This window comes from Streptomyces sp. Xyl84, from assembly GCF_059731885.1.
Genome location: NZ_AP029182.1, coordinates 6,326,250 through 6,345,182 on the forward strand (window position 1 = coordinate 6,326,250; position 18,933 = coordinate 6,345,182).

At 72.2% G+C, this 18,933-nt stretch carries 16 protein-coding genes; 7 read left to right on the top strand and 9 right to left on the bottom strand.

Annotated elements, in window-relative coordinates:
• Positions 1-126 precede the first annotated feature (126 nt).
• The gene (locus tag AC6I72_RS27555) at positions 127-999 is read left to right on the top strand and encodes an oxygenase MpaB family protein (protein WP_498004832.1); all 873 of its coding nucleotides are present in this window, start codon (positions 127-129) and stop codon (positions 997-999) included.
• 169 nt (positions 1,000-1,168) lie between these two features.
• Here AC6I72_RS27555 and AC6I72_RS27560 read toward each other — a convergent pair whose 3' ends face one another.
• The gene (locus tag AC6I72_RS27560) at positions 1,169-1,768 is read right to left on the bottom strand and encodes a class I SAM-dependent methyltransferase (protein WP_498003828.1); all 600 of its coding nucleotides are present in this window, start codon (positions 1,766-1,768) and stop codon (positions 1,169-1,171) included.
• 178 nt (positions 1,769-1,946) lie between these two features.
• Positions 1,947-2,375 carry a PPOX class F420-dependent oxidoreductase gene (locus AC6I72_RS27565; RefSeq protein ID WP_498003829.1) on the bottom strand — a complete coding sequence of 143 codons (429 nt, stop codon included), beginning with the start codon at positions 2,373-2,375 and terminating at the stop codon, positions 1,947-1,949.
• Between the two features lie 93 nt (positions 2,376-2,468).
• Between AC6I72_RS27565 and AC6I72_RS27570 the strand changes: the two genes are divergently transcribed.
• Positions 2,469-2,882 (top strand): roadblock/LC7 domain-containing protein, encoded by a 414-nt coding sequence (locus AC6I72_RS27570; RefSeq protein ID WP_498003830.1) that lies wholly within the window; start codon positions 2,469-2,471, stop codon positions 2,880-2,882.
• Positions 2,883-3,004: 122 nt separating this feature from the next.
• Positions 3,005-3,952, top strand: a complete 948-nt coding sequence (locus AC6I72_RS27575; protein ID WP_498003831.1) for a DUF6397 family protein — start codon at positions 3,005-3,007, stop codon at positions 3,950-3,952.
• A gap of 76 nt (positions 3,953-4,028) precedes the next feature.
• On the opposite strand, the gene AC6I72_RS27580 is transcribed toward AC6I72_RS27575, so the two are convergent.
• Together AC6I72_RS27580 and AC6I72_RS27585 are read right to left on the bottom strand one after the other, a co-directional pair.
• Positions 4,029-4,895 (bottom strand): acyl-CoA thioesterase, encoded by an 867-nt coding sequence (locus AC6I72_RS27580; protein WP_037854725.1) that lies wholly within the window; start codon positions 4,893-4,895, stop codon positions 4,029-4,031.
• Positions 4,896-4,956: 61 nt separating this feature from the next.
• The gene (locus AC6I72_RS27585; RefSeq protein ID WP_498003832.1) at positions 4,957-7,470 is read right to left on the bottom strand and encodes a DEAD/DEAH box helicase; all 2,514 of its coding nucleotides are present in this window, start codon (positions 7,468-7,470) and stop codon (positions 4,957-4,959) included.
• Positions 7,471-7,615: 145 nt separating this feature from the next.
• On the opposite strand from AC6I72_RS27585, the gene AC6I72_RS27590 reads away from it, so the two are divergent.
• Positions 7,616-8,410 carry a metal-dependent hydrolase gene (locus AC6I72_RS27590; RefSeq protein WP_498003833.1) on the top strand — a complete coding sequence of 265 codons (795 nt, stop codon included), beginning with the start codon at positions 7,616-7,618 and terminating at the stop codon, positions 8,408-8,410.
• Between the two features lie 77 nt (positions 8,411-8,487).
• Here AC6I72_RS27590 and AC6I72_RS27595 read toward each other — a convergent pair whose 3' ends face one another.
• From AC6I72_RS27595 to AC6I72_RS27610, 4 genes are all read right to left on the bottom strand, one after another.
• Entirely contained in the window at positions 8,488-8,757 is a 270-nt protein-coding gene (locus tag AC6I72_RS27595) for a type B 50S ribosomal protein L31 (RefSeq protein WP_498003834.1), read from the bottom strand.
• A 66-nt stretch (positions 8,758-8,823) separates the two neighbouring features.
• Entirely contained in the window at positions 8,824-9,297 is a 474-nt protein-coding gene (locus AC6I72_RS27600; RefSeq protein WP_498003835.1) for a DUF5709 domain-containing protein, read from the bottom strand.
• 312 nt (positions 9,298-9,609) lie between these two features.
• Entirely contained in the window at positions 9,610-11,391 is a 1,782-nt protein-coding gene (locus AC6I72_RS27605; protein ID WP_498003836.1) for an ABC transporter ATP-binding protein, read from the bottom strand.
• The gene (locus AC6I72_RS27610) at positions 11,388-13,382 is read right to left on the bottom strand and encodes an ABC transporter transmembrane domain-containing protein (protein ID WP_498003837.1); all 1,995 of its coding nucleotides are present in this window, start codon (positions 13,380-13,382) and stop codon (positions 11,388-11,390) included. The genes AC6I72_RS27605 and AC6I72_RS27610 overlap by 4 nt, the downstream gene beginning before the upstream one ends.
• A gap of 864 nt (positions 13,383-14,246) precedes the next feature.
• On the opposite strand from AC6I72_RS27610, the gene AC6I72_RS27615 reads away from it, so the two are divergent.
• Complete coding sequence (locus AC6I72_RS27615; protein ID WP_498003838.1) at positions 14,247-14,996, top strand: L,D-transpeptidase family protein; 750 nt, start codon at positions 14,247-14,249, stop codon at positions 14,994-14,996.
• A 375-nt stretch (positions 14,997-15,371) separates the two neighbouring features.
• Here AC6I72_RS27615 and AC6I72_RS27620 read toward each other — a convergent pair whose 3' ends face one another.
• Positions 15,372-15,827 (bottom strand): MarR family winged helix-turn-helix transcriptional regulator, encoded by a 456-nt coding sequence (locus AC6I72_RS27620; protein WP_498003839.1) that lies wholly within the window; start codon positions 15,825-15,827, stop codon positions 15,372-15,374.
• Positions 15,828-15,952: 125 nt separating this feature from the next.
• Between AC6I72_RS27620 and AC6I72_RS27625 the strand changes: the two genes are divergently transcribed.
• Positions 15,953-17,863 (top strand): ABC transporter ATP-binding protein, encoded by a 1,911-nt coding sequence (locus AC6I72_RS27625; protein ID WP_498003840.1) that lies wholly within the window; start codon positions 15,953-15,955, stop codon positions 17,861-17,863.
• A 134-nt stretch (positions 17,864-17,997) separates the two neighbouring features.
• Positions 17,998-18,921 (top strand): endolytic transglycosylase MltG, encoded by a 924-nt coding sequence (mltG, locus tag AC6I72_RS27630; RefSeq protein ID WP_498003841.1) that lies wholly within the window; start codon positions 17,998-18,000, stop codon positions 18,919-18,921.
• Positions 18,922-18,933 lie beyond the last annotated feature (12 nt).

Consider the following 18,933-nt stretch of genomic DNA (forward strand, 5'->3'; position numbering starts at 1 on the left):
GCACTTCGCGCACCGCTTCTCCACCGATGGCTCATATCCCGCTACGCACAGTAGAGTTGGAGAGCGACCGGGAAGAAGGGGTGCGGCGTGCAGAAGCGGTACCAGCGGCTGGAGCAGATCCGCCGGATGGACCCGGTGGCCGAGGCGACCGAGATCCACCGGCTCACCGCGGCGTACGAGTTCCCCTGGGACTTCACCCGCGCCCTGGAACTGGCCCTCTACCGGACGTACGCCGTCCCGAGCATCGGCAGGCTGCTGGCCGAGACCGCGGAACTCACGGACCGCGCCCAGAAAAGGTACGACGACACCGCACTGCTCCTGGACACCGTCGTCGAGCACGGTTTCACCGGTGAACCGGGCCGCACCGCGATCCGGCGCATCAACCAGATGCACCGCAGCTACGACATCAGCAACGACGACATGCGCTATGTGCTGTGCACGTTCGTCGTCATGCCCAAGCGGTGGATCGACGCGTACGGCTGGCGCAGGCTCTCCCGGCACGAGACCGTGGCCGCCGCCGTCCACTACCGTACGCTCGGCCGGCACATGGGCATCAAGGACATCCCCGAGTCGTACGAGGAGTTCGAGGCGCACCTCGACGCCTACGAGAAGGCCCACTTCGGCTGGGACGAGCAGGCCCGCACGGTCTCCGACGCCACGCTCGACCTGATGACGTCCTGGTATCCGCGCCCCCTCGCGCCCATCCTGCGCGGCGCCACCCTCGCCCTGCTCGACGAACCGCTGCTCAGGGCGTTCCGGTACGACCCGCCGTCCGAGCTGACCCGCACGCTCGTGCGCCGCGCGGTCCGCGCGCGGGGCCGCGCCGTCAGGCTGCTGCCACCGCGCCGCGCGCCGCACTTCGCGCGGCAGAACTGGGAGATCAAGAGCTATCCGGACGGCTACCGGGTGGCCGACCTGGGGACCCGTCCGGTGCCCGGCCTCCGGGGCTGCCCGGTGCGGCCCATCGGCGACTCGGCGGGCGGCCGCACCGGCCAGTGAGCCGGCCGTGGCGCGCGGCCGGGCCGGTTCCCGGAAGCGTTCGCGGCCGCTGTCGCCGGCAGGGGCGGGCGGTGACCGCGCTTCGACGGTCCGCGCCGAGAGCGCGGCGTTCGACCGTACGGCGTACGCCGTAAGCCGGTGGTGCGGGTGCGCGGGGATACGGCCGGCGTCAGTCCTCGCGGACGGCCAGCGCGAGGAAACGGGTGTCCTCGTCGGCGTACGACGTCATGCGCCACCCGGCCCCCGCCAGCAGCGGCCGGAGGTTGGGCTCCGCGCGCAGGTCCTCCGGCGTGACGCGGCGTCCCTGGCGTGCCGCGAGCGCCGCCCGGCCGATCGGGTGGAACAGCGCCAGGCTGCCCCCCGGCCGCACCACGCGCCGCAACTCCCGCAGGTTCTCGGCCGGGTGCGGAAGGTGCGCGACGAGGCCCGCCGCGAACACGGCGTCGAACGACTCCGAGCCGAACGGCAGCGCGGAGACATCGGCGAGCACCAGTCGCCCGTCCCGGTCGCGGCCGGCCCGTAGGGCCGCCTCCAGCATCGCGAGGGTCAGATCGACCCCCACGACCACGCCGGAGGCCCCCACGGCGGCGCGCAGCGGCGGCAGGGCGCGCCCGGTCCCGCATCCGGCGTCGAGCACGCGGTCGCCCCCGCGGAGGCCCAGCTCGTCGACCGCGGCGGCATAGGCGGGCCCGTCATCAGGGAACCTGCTGTCCCAGTCCGCGGCGCGGGCGGTGAAGAACTCCTGCACGCGCGTGTGGTCGTCACTCATGCCGTGCATGATTGCGCACCGCGTCGGGCGATGTCACGGCGCGCACGGTCGGACGCGGGGCGATCCGACCGGCGTGTCGGGCACGCCGGACGGATACGCACCGCCCGCCCGGCCGCGACCCGCCGGGCTGAAGGGGGCGCGGACGCACGGCCTGCCCGCGGCCGGGAAGCGGACCGGATCAGTCCGCGACGTCCCGCAGCGCCACGACCTTGTCGATCCTGGCCCGGACCAGCAGTTCCCCCGGGACGCCGTTGCGCGCACCGAACTCCTCCGCGCGCTCCTCACCCATGTACCGGGCGCCGATCCGCGTGGCCCAGTGCCGGACCTGGTCCAGGTCCTCGGACAGATGCGCGCGCCCCTGCACCACCACGAAGGCGAACGGCGGCCGGTCGTCGTCCACGCACAACGCGAACCGGCCGTCACGTGCCAGGTTGCCGCCCTTCACCGTGTCCTTCCCGGTGTTGAAGACCACGTCGTCCCCGTCGAGCAGGAACCAGACCGGCGCCACATGAGGGCTTCCGTCGGCCCGGACGGTCGTCAGCTTGGCGGTGCGGGTGCCGTACGAAACGAACGCCCGCCATTCCTCGTCGGTCATCTTGTCTGCCATGCCCCCATCCTCCTTGCCGGGGCAGTGACAGTGGTGAAGGCTGGCGGGAGATCCTCCGGTCAGGAGGAGACCACACAGGGGGGCGACAGCATCATGGAGCAGAAGCACACACTCGGTTGGCTGCTGGACGACCTGACCGAACGGGTGGAACACGTCCGGCACGCCTTACTCCTGTCCACGGACGGCCTGGTCACGGGAGCCAGCACGGGCCTGCGGCGGGAGGACGCCGAGCACCTCGCCGCCGTCTCGTCCGGGCTGCACAGCCTGGCCAAGGGCTCGGGACGACACTTCGGCGCGGGTTCGGTGCGGCAGACGATGGTCGAGTTCGACGACGCGGTGCTGTTCATCACTGCGGCCGGCGCGGGCAGCTGCCTGTGCGTCCTCAGCGGCGCCGAGGCCGACATCGGGCTGATCGCCTACGAGATGACCCTGCTGGTGAACCGGGTCGGTGAGCACCTCGGCGTGGCGACCCGGCGACCTGAAAGCGGTCCTGCGACCGACCTGTGACCAGCGCGTTCGCTTCTTCCCCGGAGTTATCCACAGGCCCGAGCGGAGATTCGCCGCCGCGGCTACCGTTTTTCACAGGCGAGCGCGGCAGACGCGAGCCACTCACTCCACGGGGGACGAACATGTCCGGCGACACCATCACGCACGAGTCCACACCCACGCCCCACCCCGCCGCGGGGAAGCGCGACACGACGACTTTCGGCCAGAGCCGGGCCGCCCGCGAACTCGGCCTCAAACGCCGCCAGTTCGACCTCGCCGTGCGCCTCGGCCACATCCGCACCCTCCCCGACGAAGGCGGAGGCGGAGGCGGCCGCAGGGTGGCACGCGAGGAGATCGAGCGGCTCCGCGCTCAGCAGGACTTCCCCGAGGCCCTGTGCAAACGGGCGGAAGCCGTCGGCACCCGGCAGGCCGCGGAGGCCATGGGAGTCACCAGGGACCGGTTCACCCGCCTGGCCCGCCTCGGCCTGGTGGTGCCCGTCGACTTTTATGTCAACAGGTACCGGGCCGTGGTGTGGCTGTACCTGGCTGACGAACTGGAGGGATTCGCGGCCGGCCCGAACAACGCACCGCTGCTGAACCGGCCGCTGCCGGAGTCACTGCGGGACCAGCTGCACGCGGGCCTGGACCTGCGCCCGCGCAACTGGCGCGGCCGCTACCTCGGCTTCCTGCTGCGGCAGGCCGGGGATCCCTGGGAGCGGGCCGCCGCGCTCGCCTCACTGCTCGACCCGCTCCAGGTCTCCGAGACCGTCGGCGACCCCTACGAACGCGCCCACCTGAACCGCTTCCGAGTCCACCCACCCGCGCACGGGGCACCCGGTTCGCCCACCGCCCACCTCACCGAGCGGATCACCACGGCGGAGGACGCCGATGAGATCGCCTGGCTCCGGGCGGACCTGGCGGGGGCGGTGACGGAGGCGCGCGAACACCGTCCCGCGCCGCGCCCGGCGCCCCGGCATCCCGACGGGGGAGCGGCACAGGACGCCCGGCCCGCACCGGACGGGCAGCGGGAGCCCACCCGGGAAGACCCGTCGAGGGGTCTGCTCGGGCGGCTCTTCCGCAGAGGCGCCTGACCTCCCGGTCACGTCTCCCGGCGCCGCCACCGGAGCCGGCGTCCGCCACCGGCGCCGAACGGCGGCCGCCGACCGGCTACACCGGGCGGAACAGTCCCTCCTGGACGACCGAGACGAGCAGACGTCCCTCCGTGTCGTAGATGCGGCCGCGGGCCAGGCCCCGGCCGCCCGTCGCGACGGGGGACTCCTGGTCGTACAGGAACCACTCGTCCGCCCGGAACGGCCGGTGGAACCACATGGCGTGATCCAACGAGGCCATGTCGAAGCCGCGCGGCCCCCACAACGGCTCGACGGGCAGACGCACCGCGTCGAGCAGCGTCATGTCGCTGGCGTAGGTCAGCGCGCAGGTGTGCACCAGAGGGTCGTCGCCGAGCGGCCCGACCGCGCGCATCCACACCGCGCTGCGCGGCTCGGCGTCCTCGATCTCCTCGGCGGTCCAGCGCAGCCGGTCCACGTAACGGATGTCGAAGGGCTGGCGGCGCGCCATCCGCTCCAGTTGCTCGGGCAGCACGCCCAGGTGCTCGCGGACCTCCTCGGCGACCGTCGGCAGGGATTCCGGTGGCGGAACCTTGCGGGCGGGCGGCAGCTGGTGCTCAAAACCACCCTCTTCGGCGTGATGAAAGGAGGCGGTCAGATTGAAGATCGTGCGGCCCTGCTGCACCGCGGTGACCCGGCGGGTCGTGAAGGACCGTCCGTCCCGCACCCGCTCGACCTGGTACACGATCGGCACCCCCGGCCGGCCGGGCCGCAGGAAGTACGCGTGCAGGGAGTGCACCGGGCGGTCACTGTCCGTGGTGCGTCCCGCGGCCACCAGGGCCTGGCCCGCCACCTGGCCGCCGAAGACCCGTTGCAGGGACTCCTGCGGGCTGCGGCCGCGGAAGATGTTGACCTCGATCTGCTCCAGGTCGAGCAGATCGACAAGCCTCTCGGCCGGGTTCGTCATGGGTGCGATTCTCCTGTGCTCACGGCCGGCCGGAGTGCGTTCCCGGCTGACCGACGTCCCTTCAGAGCTGTCCGACAGCCGTCACCCGGACGACCGCCCGGCCCTCGGCGTCCGAGGCGGCCAGATCGACCTCCGCGCTGATGCCCCAGTCGTGATCGCCGTTCGGGTCGTCGAAGATCTGCCGTACGCGCCACAGCCCGTGCTGGGGCTCCTCCTTGATCACCAGCAGCTTGGGGCCGCGGGCGTCGGGACCGGTGCCCAGATCCTCGTACTCGTCCCAGTACTTGTCCATGGCCTCGCCCCACGCCTCGGCGTCCCACCCCGTCTCCGCGTCCATCTCGCCCAGCTCCTCGACCTGGTCGAGGGCGGCGAGTTCCACGCGGCGGAACATCGCGTTGCGGACCAGGACACGGAAGGCGCGCGCGTTGGAGGTGACCGGCTTGACCTGATCGGCCTTCTCCTGCGCCTCCTCGGCGGTCATCTCCTCCGGGTTCGCCAACTGCTCCCACTCGTCCAGCAGACTGGAGTCCACCTGGCGCACCGTCTCGCCCAGCCAGGCGATCAGGTCCTGCAGGTCCTCGGACTTCAGGTCGTCCGGGACGGTGTGCTCCAGCGCCTTGTAGGCGCTGGCCAGGTATCGCAGGACGATGCCCTCGGTCCGCGCCAGTTCGTAGACGGACACCAACTCGGTGAAGGTCAGCGCCCGTTCGTACATGTCCCGGATCACAGACTTGGGCGACAGCGGGTGGTCGCCGACCCACGGGTGGCTCTTGCGGTAGGTGTTGTACGCGTGGAAGAGGAGTTCCTCCAGCGGCTTGGGGTAGCTGACGTCCTGGAGACGCTCCATGCGCTCCTCGTACTCGACGCCGTCCGCCTTCATCGCGGCCACGGCCTCGCCGCGCGCCTTGTTCTGCTGCGCCGCCAGGATCTGCCGCGGGTCGTCCAGCGTGGACTCCACGACGGACACCATGTCCAGTGCGTAGGACGGCGATTCGGGATCGAGCAGTTCGAACGCGGCCAGTGCGAAGGTGGACAGCGGCTGGTTGAGCGCGAAGTCATGCTGGAGATCGACGGTGAGGCGGACGATCCTGCCCTCGGCGTCCGGCTGGTCGAGCTTCTCGACGATGCCGCCGTCCAGCAGCGACCGGTAGATGGCGATGGCCCGCCGGATGTGCCGCAGCTGCTGCCGGCGCGGCTCGTGGTTGTCCTCCAGCAGGTGCCGCATCGCCTCGAAGGCGTTGCCGGGGCGCGCGATCACCGACAGCAGCATGGTGTGCGTCACGCGGAAACGGGAGTTCAGCGGCTCCGGCTCGGAGGCGATGAGCTTGTCGAAGGTGGTGTCCGACCAGGCGACGAAACCCTCGGGCGCCTTCTTGCGGACGACCTTGCGGCGCTTCTTCGGGTCGTCGCCGGCCTTGGCGAGCGCCTTCTCGTTCTCGATGACGTGCTCGGGGGCCTGCGCGACGACGAAGCCCTCGGTGTCGAAACCCGCACGCCCCGCCCGGCCCGCGATCTGGTGGAACTCGCGGGCGCGCAGCGTGCGCACACGGCTCCCGTCGTACTTGGTCAGGGCCGTGAAAAGCACTGTACGGATCGGGACGTTGACACCGACGCCCAGCGTGTCCGTACCGCAGATCACCTTCAGCAGACCGGCCTGCGCCAGCTTCTCCACCAGCCGCCGGTACTTGGGCAGCATGCCGGCGTGGTGGACGCCGATCCCGTGCCGGACGTACCGCGAGAGGTTGCGGCCGAACTTGGTGGTGAAACGGAAGTTGCCGATCAGCTCGGCGATCTGCTCCTTCTCCTCACGGGAGCACATGTTGATGCTCATCAGTGCCTGCGCCCGCTCCACCGCCTGCGCCTGTGTGAAGTGGACGATGTACACGGGTGCCTGCCGCGCCTGCAGCAGTTCGGTGAGCGTCTCGGTGAGCGGGGTGCGCCGGTACTCGTACGACAGGGGCACCGGGCGGGTCGCCGAGCGGACCACGGCGGTGGGCCGGCCGGTGCGGCGGGTGAGGTCCTTCTCGAAGAACGAGACGTCACCGAGCGTGGCCGACATCAGGACGAACTGCGCCTGCGGAAGTTCGAGCAGCGGAATCTGCCAGGCCCAGCCGCGGTCCGGTTCCGCGTAGAAGTGGAACTCGTCCATGACGACCTGGCCGACATCGGCGTCCTTGCCGTCACGCAGGGCGATCGAGGCGAGGACCTCCGCGGTGCAGCAGATGACGGGCGCGTCGGCGTTCACGGAGGCGTCGCCGGTGAGCATGCCGACGTTCTCGGTGCCGAACAGCTTGCACAGCTCGAAGAACTTCTCCGACACCAGTGCCTTGATCGGCGCCGTGTAGAAGGTGACCTCGTCCCGGGCCAGGGCGGCGAAGTGCGCACCGGCGGCGATCATGCTCTTGCCGGAGCCGGTGGGCGTCGACACGATCACGTTCGCCCCGGAGACCGCCTCGATCAACGCCTCCTCCTGGTGGGGGTAGAGCGTGAGACCCCGCTCCTGGGCCCACGACTCGAAGGCTTCGTAGAGGGCGTCGGGGTCGGCGGTCGGCGGCAGCTGATCGATGAGGGTCACGCACCCATCTTGCCTGGCCGCCCGGCCCGGACGGGAATCGGCTGCCGGAAGGAAGATCACGACCGCTACGCTGTGTGGTCGGCGCCCTCACGGCGCGCCGGGCCAACTGGGCGGCAGCACACGACGAATGGGGCGGGGAACGGCCATGATGGGACCAGCACACTCACTGTCGGGCGCCGCGGCCTGGCTCGGGGTCGGAGCGGCGACGGCAGCGGCCGGGCACGCGATGCCCTGGCCGGTCCTGCTGGTCGGTGCGCTGATCTGCGCCGGTGCCGCACTCGCCCCGGACCTGGACCACAAGGCCGCCACCATCTCACGGGCCTTCGGCCCCCTGTCGCACTGGCTCTGCGAGATCGTCGACAAGCTCTCCTACGCCGTCTACAAGGCGACCCGGAAGAAGGGCGACCCGCGCCGTTCCGGTGGCCACCGGACGCTGACCCACACCTGGCTGTGGGCGGTGCTCATCGGTGCCGGTGCCTCGGCCCTGGCGATCACCGGCGGACGCTGGGCGGTGCTCGCCATCCTCTTCGCGCACATGGTGCTGGCCATCGAGGGCCTGCTGTGGCGGGCGGCCCGCGGTTCCAGCAGCGACATCCTGGTGTGGCTGCTGGCCGGGACGAGCGCCTGGATCCTCGCCGGCATCCTCGACCAGCCCGGCAACGGCTCCGACTGGCTCTTCACGGCGCCGGGTCAGGAGTACCTGTGGCTGGGGCTGCCGATCGTGCTGGGCGCGCTGGTGCACGACATCGGGGACGCGCTGACCGTCTCCGGCTGCCCCATCCTGTGGCCGATACCGCTGGGCCGCAGGCGCTGGTACCCCATCGGACCGCCCAAGGCCCTGCGTTTCCGGGCGGGCAGCTGGGTGGAGCTGAAGGTGCTGATGCCGGTGTTCATGCTGCTGGGCGGGGTGGGCTGCGCGGCCGCGCTGAACGTCATCTGAGCCGGTCGTCGCCCCTGCGGTCCGCCCGCCCCGTGCGCGGACGGCGGACCGGGCGGCCGTGGTGGCGGTGGCCGCCCTCAGTCCTCGTCCCGGCTCTGCCCCGAGCCGCCGCCGTAGCGGCGTTCGAACCGGGCGACACGGCCCTCGGAGTCCACCGTGCGGGCCTGGCCGGTGTAGAAGGGATGGCTCTCCGAGGAGATCTCCACGTCCACGACCGGGTAGCTCTTCCCGTCGTCCCAGTCGATCGTCCGGTCACTGACCGCGGTCGAACGGGTCAGGAAGGCGTAGCCCGCCGCCCGGTCACGGAAGACCACGGGGTGGTAGTCGGGGTGCTTGTCCTGCTGCATGGATGCTCCTCGTCGTGCGGCGGTGGCGCGGGAGGCGACGGCGGCGACAGCGGCGGGCGGGCCGCGTCAGCCGTACAGGGTGTCCTCGTCGACGACGTGCATCGCCGCCTCCTCGGCGGAAGCGGCCGCGCCGTCGATCCCGACGTCCATGGCCACCAGCGCGCTCTCCTCGTCCTCGTGGGCGCCCTCGTCGGGGGCGACGAGGCGGCCGGAGCGGGCGGCACCGACCTCGTTGTCCAGGAGTTCCCCGTCGGAGCCGTCACAGTCACCGATGCCGTCGCCGTCCGGCGGGGCGAGGTCGGGCAGCTCCTCGGCCAGACGCTGCTCCAGCGTCTCGCCCTCCCGGCGCTCCGCCGCGGTCACGCCGGTGTGCTCCACGGCCCACGGCCGCTCGGGAGGGGACCAGCCACGGTCCAGCGGATCGTCGACACCGTCGTACTCGAGGGTGTCCTCCGAGTCCAGCACTCCGGTGTCTTCCTTGATCTCGGAGTCGTCATCGGGCTGGTAGACGTCGTCTCCCCATCCGTCGGCGCTGTCCACGGGAACCTCCAGGTGGTGGGGACGGGCCCGTTCTCTCGCCGCCCGGCGCGCACCGGACGGTTCCAGGGCGCTCCCCGAGCCGCTGCCTCACTCCAGCCTTCCACCCCTGTTCGGCACCGCGCAACGGCACGGCCACGGCACGCCGCCCACGGGCCCTGCATCACCCGCGCACCCTTCGTCGACCGCACCCCCGGGCCCACCCGAGCCCTGTCCGACCCGTGCCGTGACCGGCGAGTGCCACGGTGCGCGGCGCCCGCCGAAGCGGGCGGCCGCCCGCCTCGGGCGGCCCGGGCCCCGGTCCCGCTCCCTGGCTCAGCCGTGCCAGGAGCGCCACAGCGCCGCGTACGCGCCGTCCGCCGCGACGAGTTCGTCGTGGCTGCCCAGCTCGCTGACCCGGCCGTTCTCGACCACGGCGATCACGTCCGCGTCATGTGCGGTGTGGAGCCGGTGGGCGATGGCCACGACCGTGCGCCCCTCGAGGACCCGGGCCAGGGACCGTTCCAGGTGACGGGCCGCCCGCGGGTCCAGGAGCGAGGTCGCCTCGTCCAGGACCAGGGTGTGCGGGTCGGCCAGGACCAGCCGGGCCAGTGCGATCTGCTGCGCCTGGGCCGGAGTGAGCGTGAGGGCGCCCGAGCCGACCTCCGTGTCCAGGCCTTCGCCGAGGGCGCGGGCCCAGCCGTCGGCGTCCACCGCGCCCAGCGCCGCCCACAGCTCGGCGTCCACCGCGTCGGTGCGGGCGAGCAGCAGGTTGTCGCGCAGCGAACCCACGAACACGTGGTGCTCCTGGTTGACGAGGGCCACGTGGGAGCGGACCGCTTCCGCGGGCATCCGCGACAACTCGGCACCGCCGAGGGTGACCCGGCCGTCCCGGGGCGCGTAGATACCGGCGAGCAGCCGTCCCAGCGTGGACTTGCCGGCACCCGAGGGACCGACCAGGGCCAGCCGGGTGCCGGGGGCCACCTTCAGGGACACCTGGCGCAGTACGTCGACGCCCTCGCGGTAGCCGAAGTGCACCCGGTCCGCGTGCACCACCCGTCCGTCAGGCGCGAGCGAGCCGTCCCCGCCCTCCGGCTCGATGTCACGGACGCCCACCAGGCGCGCGATCGACACCTGAGCGACCTGGAGCTCGTCGTACCAGCGCAGGATCAGCCCCACCGGGTCGATGAGCATCTGCGCGACGAGGGCACCGGTCGTGAGCTGGCCGACCCCCATCCAGCCCTGCAGCACGAACACGCCCCCGACCATGAGCACGGCGGCGAGGACCGTCACATGGGTGACGTTGATGACCGGGAAGAACACCGACCGGAGCCACAGCGTGTAGCGCTCCCACGCCGTCCACTCCTTGATGCGGCGCTCCGACAGGGCGATCCGCCGCGCGCCGAGCCGGTGTGCCTCCACGGTGCGGCCCGCGTCGACCGTCTCGGCGAGCGCGGCGGCCACCGCCGCGTACCCCGCGGCCTCCGACCGGTAGGCGGACGGCGCCCGCCGGAAGTACCAGCGGCAGCCGACCACCAGCAGGGGCAGGGCGAGCAGGACGGCCGCGCCGAGCGGCGGCGCGGTGACGACCAGGCCACCCAGCAGCAGTGCCACCCACACCACACTGATCGCCAGCTGGGGCACGGCCTCGCGCATCGCGTTGGCGAGCCGGTCGATGTCCGTGGTGATGCGCGAGAGGAGGTCGCCGGTGCCGGCCCGCTCCAGGACCCCCGGCGGCAGACCGACCGCCCGGACGAGGAAGTCCTCGCGCAGGTCGGCCAGCATCCGCTCGCCGAGCATCGCACCGCGCAGCCGCACCTCGCGCACGAACACGGCCTGGACGAGCAGGGCGATGACGAACAGCGTGGTGGTGAGGCCGAGACGGAGTTCCCTGCTCCCGTCCGAGACCCGGTCGACCAGGTCGCCGAGCAGCCACGGACCTGCCATGGAGGCGAGGACCGAGACCGTGTTGACCGTGACGAGCAGGCCGAACTCCCGGCGGTGCCGGTGCAGCAGTTCCTTCACGTAGGCGCGTACGGTCGCGGGGGCGCCGACGGGCAGGGTGTCGGCCGTCGTCGGGGCCGCCGGGTCGTACGACGGCGGGGCCACGCCGATCATGCGGTCTCCTCGATCTCTTCCAGCTCTTCCAGCTTTTGGAGTTCTTCCAGCTCTTCGAGCGCGCCCCGGACGGCGGACTCGCCGTCGTGGTGCGGTACACCGGCCGCCGCGGGCTCCGTGTCACTCGTGTCACCCAGAGCGTGTTGCCCGTCCTTCACGGCGTGTTGCCCGTCCTTCACGGCGCGTTGCCCGTCTTTCTCGGCGCGTTCCTCCGCGCCGTCGTGTGTCGCGCGTTCCTCGTCCGTCTCGCGGGTCACCACGGCCCGGTACCGGGCGTCGGTGTGCACCAGGTCGCGGTGGGTGCCCATCGCGGCGACCGTTCCCTCGTGGAGCAGCACCACCCGGTCGGCGCGCTCCAGGACCAGCGGTGACGAGGTGAAGACCACGGTGGTGCGCCCGTCACGGAGGTCCCGCAGACCCTGCGCGATCCGGGCCTCGGTGTGGGAGTCGACGGCGGAGGTCGGTTCGTCCAGGACCAGTACCTCGGGGTCGGTGACGAGGGACCGGGCCAGGGCCAGCCGCTGGCGCTGGCCTCCGGAGAGGGAACGGCCGCGTTCCGTGATCCGGACGTCCATCGGGTCCCCGGCGACCGGTGAGGCCTGAGCCAGGGCTTCCAGGACATCACCGCACTGCGCCGCGCCGAGCGCCGCCTCCGCGGTGACCTCGCCCGAGGCGGGCACGTCGAGCAGCTCCCGCAGCGAACCCGACAGCAGCACCGGATCCTTGTCCTGCACCAGGACGGCCGCACGGGCCAGGTCGAGCGGCAGTGCGTCGAGGGGCGTGCCGCCCAGGAGCACCGACGGGCCGGGCTCGCCGGGGTGGCCGCCGAGGCGTTCCGCCAGCCGGCCCGCCTCGTCCGGGTCGCCGCAGACCACGGCGGTCAGACGTCCACCGGGCGCCAGCAGCCCGGTCGCCGGGTCACGCAGATCCCCGGTGGGGGCCTGCGCCAGGGAGGAGGGGGCCCGCGCGTCTGCGGGAGCCGTTTCCGGGGCGGCGGTCCGCTCCAGCGACAGCACCCGCGCCGCGCGTTTGGCCGACGGCCGGGAGAAGGAGTACGCCATGGCGATCTCCTCGAAGTGCCGCAGGGGGTAGGTGAGGACCATGACCGAGCTGTAGACGGTGACGAGTTCGCCCACGGTGATCCGGCCCGCGCGGGCCAGGTGCACGCCGTACCAGACGACCGCGATCAGCAGCAGGCCCGGAAGCAGCACCTGGACGGCGGAGATCAGGGACCACATGCGAGCGCTGCGCACGGCTGCCTGCCGGACCTCCTGGGAGGCGCGGCGGTAGCGGTCGAGGAACAGTTCCTCGCCGCCGATGCCGCGCAGTACCCGCAGGCCGGCCACGGTGTCGGAGGCCAGCTCGGTGGCGCGGCCCGCCTTCTCGCGCTGCAGGTCGGCGCGCCGGGTGGCGCGAGGGAGCAGCGGGAGCACGGCGAGTGCCAGGACGGGCAGGCCCACGGCGACGACCACGCCGAGCGCCGGCTGGTAGACGAGCAGCGCGCCGCACACCAGCAGGATGGTGACGGCGGCCGCGGTGAAGCGGGACACGGCTTCCACGAACCAGCCGATCTTCTCGACGTCCCCGGTGGAGACGGCCACCACCTCGCCGGCGGCGACCCGACGGGTCAGGGCCGAGCCCAACTGGGCGGTCCTGCGGGCCAGGAGCTGCTGGACTCGGGCTGCGGCGGTGATCCAGTTGGTGACGGCGGCACGGTGCAGGAAGGTGTCGCCGAGCGCGTTGCCCGCGCAGGCCAGCGCGAGCAGGCCGCCGCTGAGGGCGAGCCGGGTGCCCGAGCGGTCGACGACCGCCTGGACGGCGAGTCCGACGCAGAACGGGAGCGCGGAGACGGAGGAGAAGTGCAGCAGACCCCAGGCCAGCGCTCTCAGCTGTCCGCCGAGCTGGTTCCGCCCCAGCCACCACAGGAATCGGGGACCCGAGCGTGCGTCCGGCACGCCCGGGTCGGGATACGGAAGGTCGTGAATCTGCATGACGTCCCAGCGGTTCGGGTCAGGGCGGGGGAGGGTTGCGACGGCGGCGACGAACCGTGACAGGTTCGCTTCGCCGAGTCGTCGAAGGCAAGCGGTTTTCCACTGTGGGGCAACGGGATTGACGACCGCACACGCCGAGCGTGCCGCGCCCGGGCCGACGCCACGCGCACGCCGGCCGCGGCGACCGGCCACGTGCACGCCGACCGCATCGGCGGGTTCACCCGCGCGCCGGCTGCGGCGATCGGCCACTGCGCGCCGTCCGGGGCCGGGGCCACCCGGCACGCCGGCCGCGGCGATCGGCCACTGCCCGCCGACCGGAACCGGGGGCCACCCCGCACGCCGGCCGCGATGACCGGCCACGTGCGCGCCGACCGGATCGGTGGGTTCACCCGCACGCCGGCCGCGGCGACCGGCCACGTGCGCGTCGACCGGGACTGGGGGCCATCCCGCACGCCAGCTGCGGCGAGCGGCCACGTGCGCGCCGACCGGATCGGTGGGTTCACCCGCACGCCGGCCGCAGCGACCGGCCACGCGCAGCCGGCCATGCGGCCGGTGACGCACGCACCGCCGTCCCCGCCTGCCGCGCGCGCACGTGTGCCGTACCGGTCGGCCACGTGGGCGCCGCCGTGCCGGACGGCCGTCCGCGCGCTCGGCCCGAGGGCGCATGTGCGGCCGTCCGGGTGTCGCGCGGAGGGCTCGGATTCCTGATGGCGGTCCGGAGCCTCGGCGGCCGTGTTCCCGTACCTCCTCGACCCCTGCTCCGGGCCTGTCCGGCGCGCCCGGCACCCCCCAAAGAGAAGCGAATAAGGCTGTTTGGACCAACGTCGAGTAGATCGTCAGGTCCCCGGTGCCCACCATGGATTCATGCGAAGAGGCGGCGTAAGGCATGCGATGGTCGCGATGACGGCCTGTGGATTCTTTCTGACGGCTCTGGCCGCGTGTGGTGGCCCGCGGACCGAGGTCCGCCACGGAGACGTCCCCCGACCGGGAGGCCCCACGGGGACCGCCCGGCCCAGTCCCACGGCGAAGCCGGCCCGCGTCCCGGGGGTGGGCGAGCGGATGTGGCAGCGGGTTCCGGCGGACACCCGGCAGGTGGTGGTGGTGTACGGAGAGGGCAAGAACTCCCCGGACTCCACCCTGGTGTTGTACGAGAAGCACGGCAAGGTGTGGCAGCGGGTCGACAGTTGGGCCGCGCACAACGGCAAGCAGGGTTGGAACCCCAACCACCGGGAGGGCGACGAGCGCAGCCCCGTGGGCGTGTTCACGCTCTCCGACGCCGGCGGTCTCCTCGACGACCCCGGCACCAGACTGCCGTACACCCAGGACGAGGACGCCTTCGCGACCCCGTACTACTGGGACGAGGCCCACTGGCACGACTTCGACTACGTCATCGCCATCGACTACAACCGCAGGCCGGGCACGCGCCCCGACGATCCGACCCGCCCGCAGGGTCAGAAGAAGGGCGGTGGCATCTGGCTGCACCTGGACCACGGCGACGGCACGCTGGGCTGCGTCAGCGTTCCGGAGTCGGCGATGGAGTACCTGCTGCGCAGGCTGGATCCGAAGGACAAGCCGGTGGTCGTGATGGGGGACAAGGCGGAACTGCGGGCGTAGCCGCGCAGGCCGGTCGACGGACCGTTCACCGGTCCACCCGCGAGACACGAACAGTTCGGCAGTCCCACGCACAGCACAGTTGACCGGTCCGACCACAGGTCAGTCGGCCGGTTCACCTTCAGGAACAGCGCGGCGTCCGGCCGCAGGACAGCCGGCCCGTTCACCTTCAGGAACAGTTCACCGGTCCGGCTCCAGGAACAGCCGGCCGGGCCACGTACAGGAGCAGTTCGGCGGTCCGCGTGCGGACCCGCAGGCGCGGAGCCGGTGTTCCGGCCGAGCAACCGCAAGGTCGAGCCTGCTGCCGACGCGCCCGTGGCCGCGCCCCACCCCGCAGGCGTTCGGGCGCGCGCCCTCGATCGCGCTACCGCACCCCCTTCAGCAGTGGTGCCCCCGTGCGGGCGCCGTGCCGACGAGGGTGTCCAGCAGCTCACCGAGGGCCGCACGCTGCGGTTCGGTCAGCGGCGCGAGGATCTCCTGGGCGGCGATCCGGCGCACTCCGTGCAATTCGCGCAGTGCGCCGTGGCCGTCGTCGGTCAACTCGATGCGCGTCACACGGCGGTTGGCGGGGTCGGGGACCCTGCGCACCTTCCCGCTCGCCTCCAGTCCGTCCACCAGCGTGGTCACCGCGCGCGGCACGACCTCCAGCGAGGCGGCGAGATCCGCCATGCGCGGCGGCTCCCCGAAGCGCGCGAGGGTGCGCAGGAGCCGGGACTGCGCCGGGGTGATGCCGAGGGCGCGCTGTTCCAGGTGGCGCTTCTGGATGCGGTGCACCCGGCGGGTGAGCAGCAGCAACTGCTCGGCGAGAAGGCCGTCGGGGTCGGGGGTCGTCATACGGGAACAATATCAGGATGCCGTTCATTATGAGCGTAGGTAACAATGAGCTAGCATCAGGAAATCCGCCGCCGACCGCACGCCCGGCCGGTGCGCGCAGAGCCCACTCACTCCCGTAGGAGCCCATGCACCCCGACCGTCACCCCTCCTGGACCCCGCCCGCCGACGCGAAGGAACAGCCCCGGCAGGTCCGCCGCATCCTCGGGCTGTTCCGCCCCTACCGCGGCCGTCTCGCCGTCGTCGGCCTGCTCGTCGGCGCGGCGTCGCTGGTCTCCGTCGCGACGCCTTTCCTGCTGAAGGAGACCCTGGACGTCGCGATCCCGCAGGGCCGCACCGGCCTGCTGAGCCTGCTCGCCGCGGGCATGATCCTCAGCGCGGTCCTCACCAGCGTCTTCGGTGTGCTGCAGACCCTGATCTCCACGACCGTCGGCCAGCGCGTCATGCACGACCTGCGCACCGCGGTCTACGGGCGCCTGCAGCGCATGTCCCTCGCCTTCTTCACCCGCACCCGCACCGGTGAGGTGCAGTCCCGCATCGCCAACGACATCGGCGGGATGCAGGCCACCGTCACCTCCACCGCCACCTCGCTGGTCTCCAACCTCACCAGCGTGGTCGCCACGATCGTCGCGATGGCCGCGCTCGACTGGCGGCTGACCGTGGTCTCCCTGCTGCTGCTCCCGGTGTTCGTGTGGATCAGCCGCCGGGTGGGCAACGAGCGGAAGAAGATCACCACACAGCGGCAGAAGCAGATGGCCGCGATGGCCGCGACGGTGACCGAGTCGCTCTCCGTCAGCGGCATCCTGCTCGGCCGGACGATGGGCCGCTCCGACTCGCTGACCGCGTCGTTCGCGGCGGAGTCGGAGAGCCTGGTCGGTCTCGAAGTGCGGTCGAACATGGCCGGGCGCTGGCGCATGGCCGTCATCACCGTCGTCATGGCCGCCATGCCCGCCGTCATCTACTGGACCGCGGGCGTCGCGCTCCAGGTCGGCGGCCCGAAGGTCTCCCTGGGCACCATCGTCGCCTTCGTCTCGCTCCAGCAGGGCCTGTTCCGGCCGGCCGTGAGCCTGCTGGCGACCGGGGTGCAGATCCAGACCTCCCTCGCCCTCTTCCAGCGCATCTTCGAGTACCTCGACCTCCCGATCGACATCACCGAGCGTGAGCAGCCGGTCCGCCTCGACCGGGTCAAGGGCGAAGTCCGTTTCGAGAACGTCACCTTCCGCTACGACGACAAGAGCAGCCAGGACGGCAGAGGGCAGAAGGGTCACAGGATTGAGAGGGGTGGCAAGGCCGACCTGGGAGTCGAGGGGGGCCTGGGGCACCAGGAGCACCGAAGCGGCCAGGGGGCGCCGGTCCTCGACGCGATCGACGTCACGGTCCCGGCGGGCAGCAGCCTCGCCGTCGTCGGTCCGACCGGAGCCGGCAAGTCCACGCTCGGATATCTGGTTCCCCGGCTGTACGACGTGAGCGGGGGCCGGGTCACGCTGGACGGCGTCGACGTGCGGGACCTGGACTTCGACACGCTCGCCCGCGCGGTGGGGGTGGTCTCGCAGGAGACGTACCTCTTCCACGCCTCGGTGGCCGAGAACCTGCGGTTCGCCAAGCCGGACGCCACGGACGAGGAACTGCACGCGGCCGCGAAGGCGGCCCAGATCCACGACCACATCGCCGCCCTGCCCGACGGCTACGACACCGTCGTCGGCGAGCGCGGCCACCGGTTCTCCGGTGGCGAGAAACAGCGCCTGGCCATCGCCCGGACCATCCTGCGCGACCCGCCGGTCCTCATCCTCGACGAGGCCACCAGCGCCCTGGACACCCGGACAGAGGCGGCCGTCCAGGAGGCCATCGACGCGCTGTCCGCCAACCGCACCACGCTCACCATCGCGCACCGCCTGTCCACCGTCCGTGACGCGGACCAGATCGTGGTCCTCGACTCCGGCCGCGTGGCCGAACGCGGTACGCACGAAGAACTGCTGGAACTGGACGGACGGTACGCGGCGCTGGTCCGCCGTGACGCCCGGCTGGAGCCGACGACCTGACGGCCCGCCGGGGGTCCGGCCCCCGGCCGTGGCGGACACCGCGAACGCGGAGCCCGAGCGGGCCACTCCCCGCCGGGCGCCGACAAGATGACGATATGCCGGGTTCAGGGACCCTGGAGGGTTACCGTGCCCGCATGCAGACGAACAGTCCGTCACGGAAGACCGTCAAGCTGACGCGGCGGGGCCGGCTGGTCCTCCTCGTGTCCGGGGCCGCCCTGGCCGGCACCGCGGTGGTGGTGCCGCTGCTGACCCTGCGCGAGGACGCGGCGGCGCGCCCGCGGACGCTGGTGGTTCCGGAGGGCTGGCGGGCCGTCCAGGTGTACGCCGCCGTCGACAAGGCGCTCGCGCTGCCCCCCGGCAGTACGAAACAGGCGGCCGCCGGGGCAGGCCTGAAGCTGCCGGCCGCGGCCGAGGGCAATCCGGAAGGCTATCTGTTCCCGGCGACGTACCCCGTCGACGACCGGACGACCCCGCGGTCGCTGCTGTCGGCCATGGTCTCCACGGCGAACAGGAAGTTCTCCGCCGCGCCGGTCGCCGCGGGCGCGCCCCGCACCGCGATGAGCCTCTACCAGGCGGTCACCATCGCGAGCATCGTGCAGGCCGAGTCCGCCACCAAGGCCGACATGGGGAAGGTGGCGCGGGTCGTCTTCAACCGGCTGGAGCAGGGCATGCCGCTCCAGATGGACTCCACCTTGAACTACGGCCTCGGCCGCAGCACCGTCCGCACCACCGCCGAGGACACGCGGATCGGCAGCCCGTACAACTCCTACCAGCGCATGGGTCTTCCGCCGACCCCCATCGACAGTCCCGGCGAGGACGCCCTGCGCGCCGTGTACAACCCGGCCCCGGGCGACTGGCTGTACTTCGTCACGGTCAAGCCCGGTGACACACGATTCACCGCCGACTACGCCGAGCACCAGCGCAACGTCGAGGAGTTCAACGCGCGTCTGCGGAGCTCCGCCCAGCAGCGGAGCGAGCGGCAGGGACACGGGGAGCGCGGGGACGGGGAACAGGGGGACCAGCGGCAGAGCCGTGGTCCGCAACCGGCCGGGAGGTGAACAGGTTTCCCG

What these genes read in the sequence shown, in the direction of transcription:
- AC6I72_RS27555 (WP_498004832.1), top strand. Translation starts at nt 127, where the DNA reads ATGGACCCGGTGGCCGAGGCGACCGAGATCCACCGGCTCACCGCGGCG.
- AC6I72_RS27560 (WP_498003828.1), bottom strand. Translation starts at nt 1,768, where the DNA reads ATGAGTGACGACCACACGCGCGTGCAGGAGTTCTTCACCGCCCGCGCC.
- AC6I72_RS27565 (WP_498003829.1), bottom strand. Translation starts at nt 2,375, where the DNA reads ATGGCAGACAAGATGACCGACGAGGAATGGCGGGCGTTCGTTTCGTAC.
- AC6I72_RS27570 (WP_498003830.1), top strand. Translation starts at nt 2,469, where the DNA reads ATGGAGCAGAAGCACACACTCGGTTGGCTGCTGGACGACCTGACCGAA.
- AC6I72_RS27575 (WP_498003831.1), top strand. Translation starts at nt 3,005, where the DNA reads ATGTCCGGCGACACCATCACGCACGAGTCCACACCCACGCCCCACCCC.
- AC6I72_RS27580 (WP_037854725.1), bottom strand. Translation starts at nt 4,895, where the DNA reads ATGACGAACCCGGCCGAGAGGCTTGTCGATCTGCTCGACCTGGAGCAG.
- AC6I72_RS27590 (WP_498003833.1), top strand. Translation starts at nt 7,616, where the DNA reads ATGATGGGACCAGCACACTCACTGTCGGGCGCCGCGGCCTGGCTCGGG.
- AC6I72_RS27595 (WP_498003834.1), bottom strand. Translation starts at nt 8,757, where the DNA reads ATGCAGCAGGACAAGCACCCCGACTACCACCCCGTGGTCTTCCGTGAC.
- AC6I72_RS27605 (WP_498003836.1), bottom strand. Translation starts at nt 11,391, where the DNA reads ATGATCGGCGTGGCCCCGCCGTCGTACGACCCGGCGGCCCCGACGACG.
- AC6I72_RS27610 (WP_498003837.1), bottom strand. Translation starts at nt 13,382, where the DNA reads ATGCAGATTCACGACCTTCCGTATCCCGACCCGGGCGTGCCGGACGCA.
- AC6I72_RS27615 (WP_498003838.1), top strand. Translation starts at nt 14,247, where the DNA reads ATGCGAAGAGGCGGCGTAAGGCATGCGATGGTCGCGATGACGGCCTGT.
- AC6I72_RS27620 (WP_498003839.1), bottom strand. Translation starts at nt 15,827, where the DNA reads ATGACGACCCCCGACCCCGACGGCCTTCTCGCCGAGCAGTTGCTGCTG.
- AC6I72_RS27625 (WP_498003840.1), top strand. Translation starts at nt 15,953, where the DNA reads ATGCACCCCGACCGTCACCCCTCCTGGACCCCGCCCGCCGACGCGAAG.
- mltG (WP_498003841.1), top strand. Translation starts at nt 17,998, where the DNA reads ATGCAGACGAACAGTCCGTCACGGAAGACCGTCAAGCTGACGCGGCGG.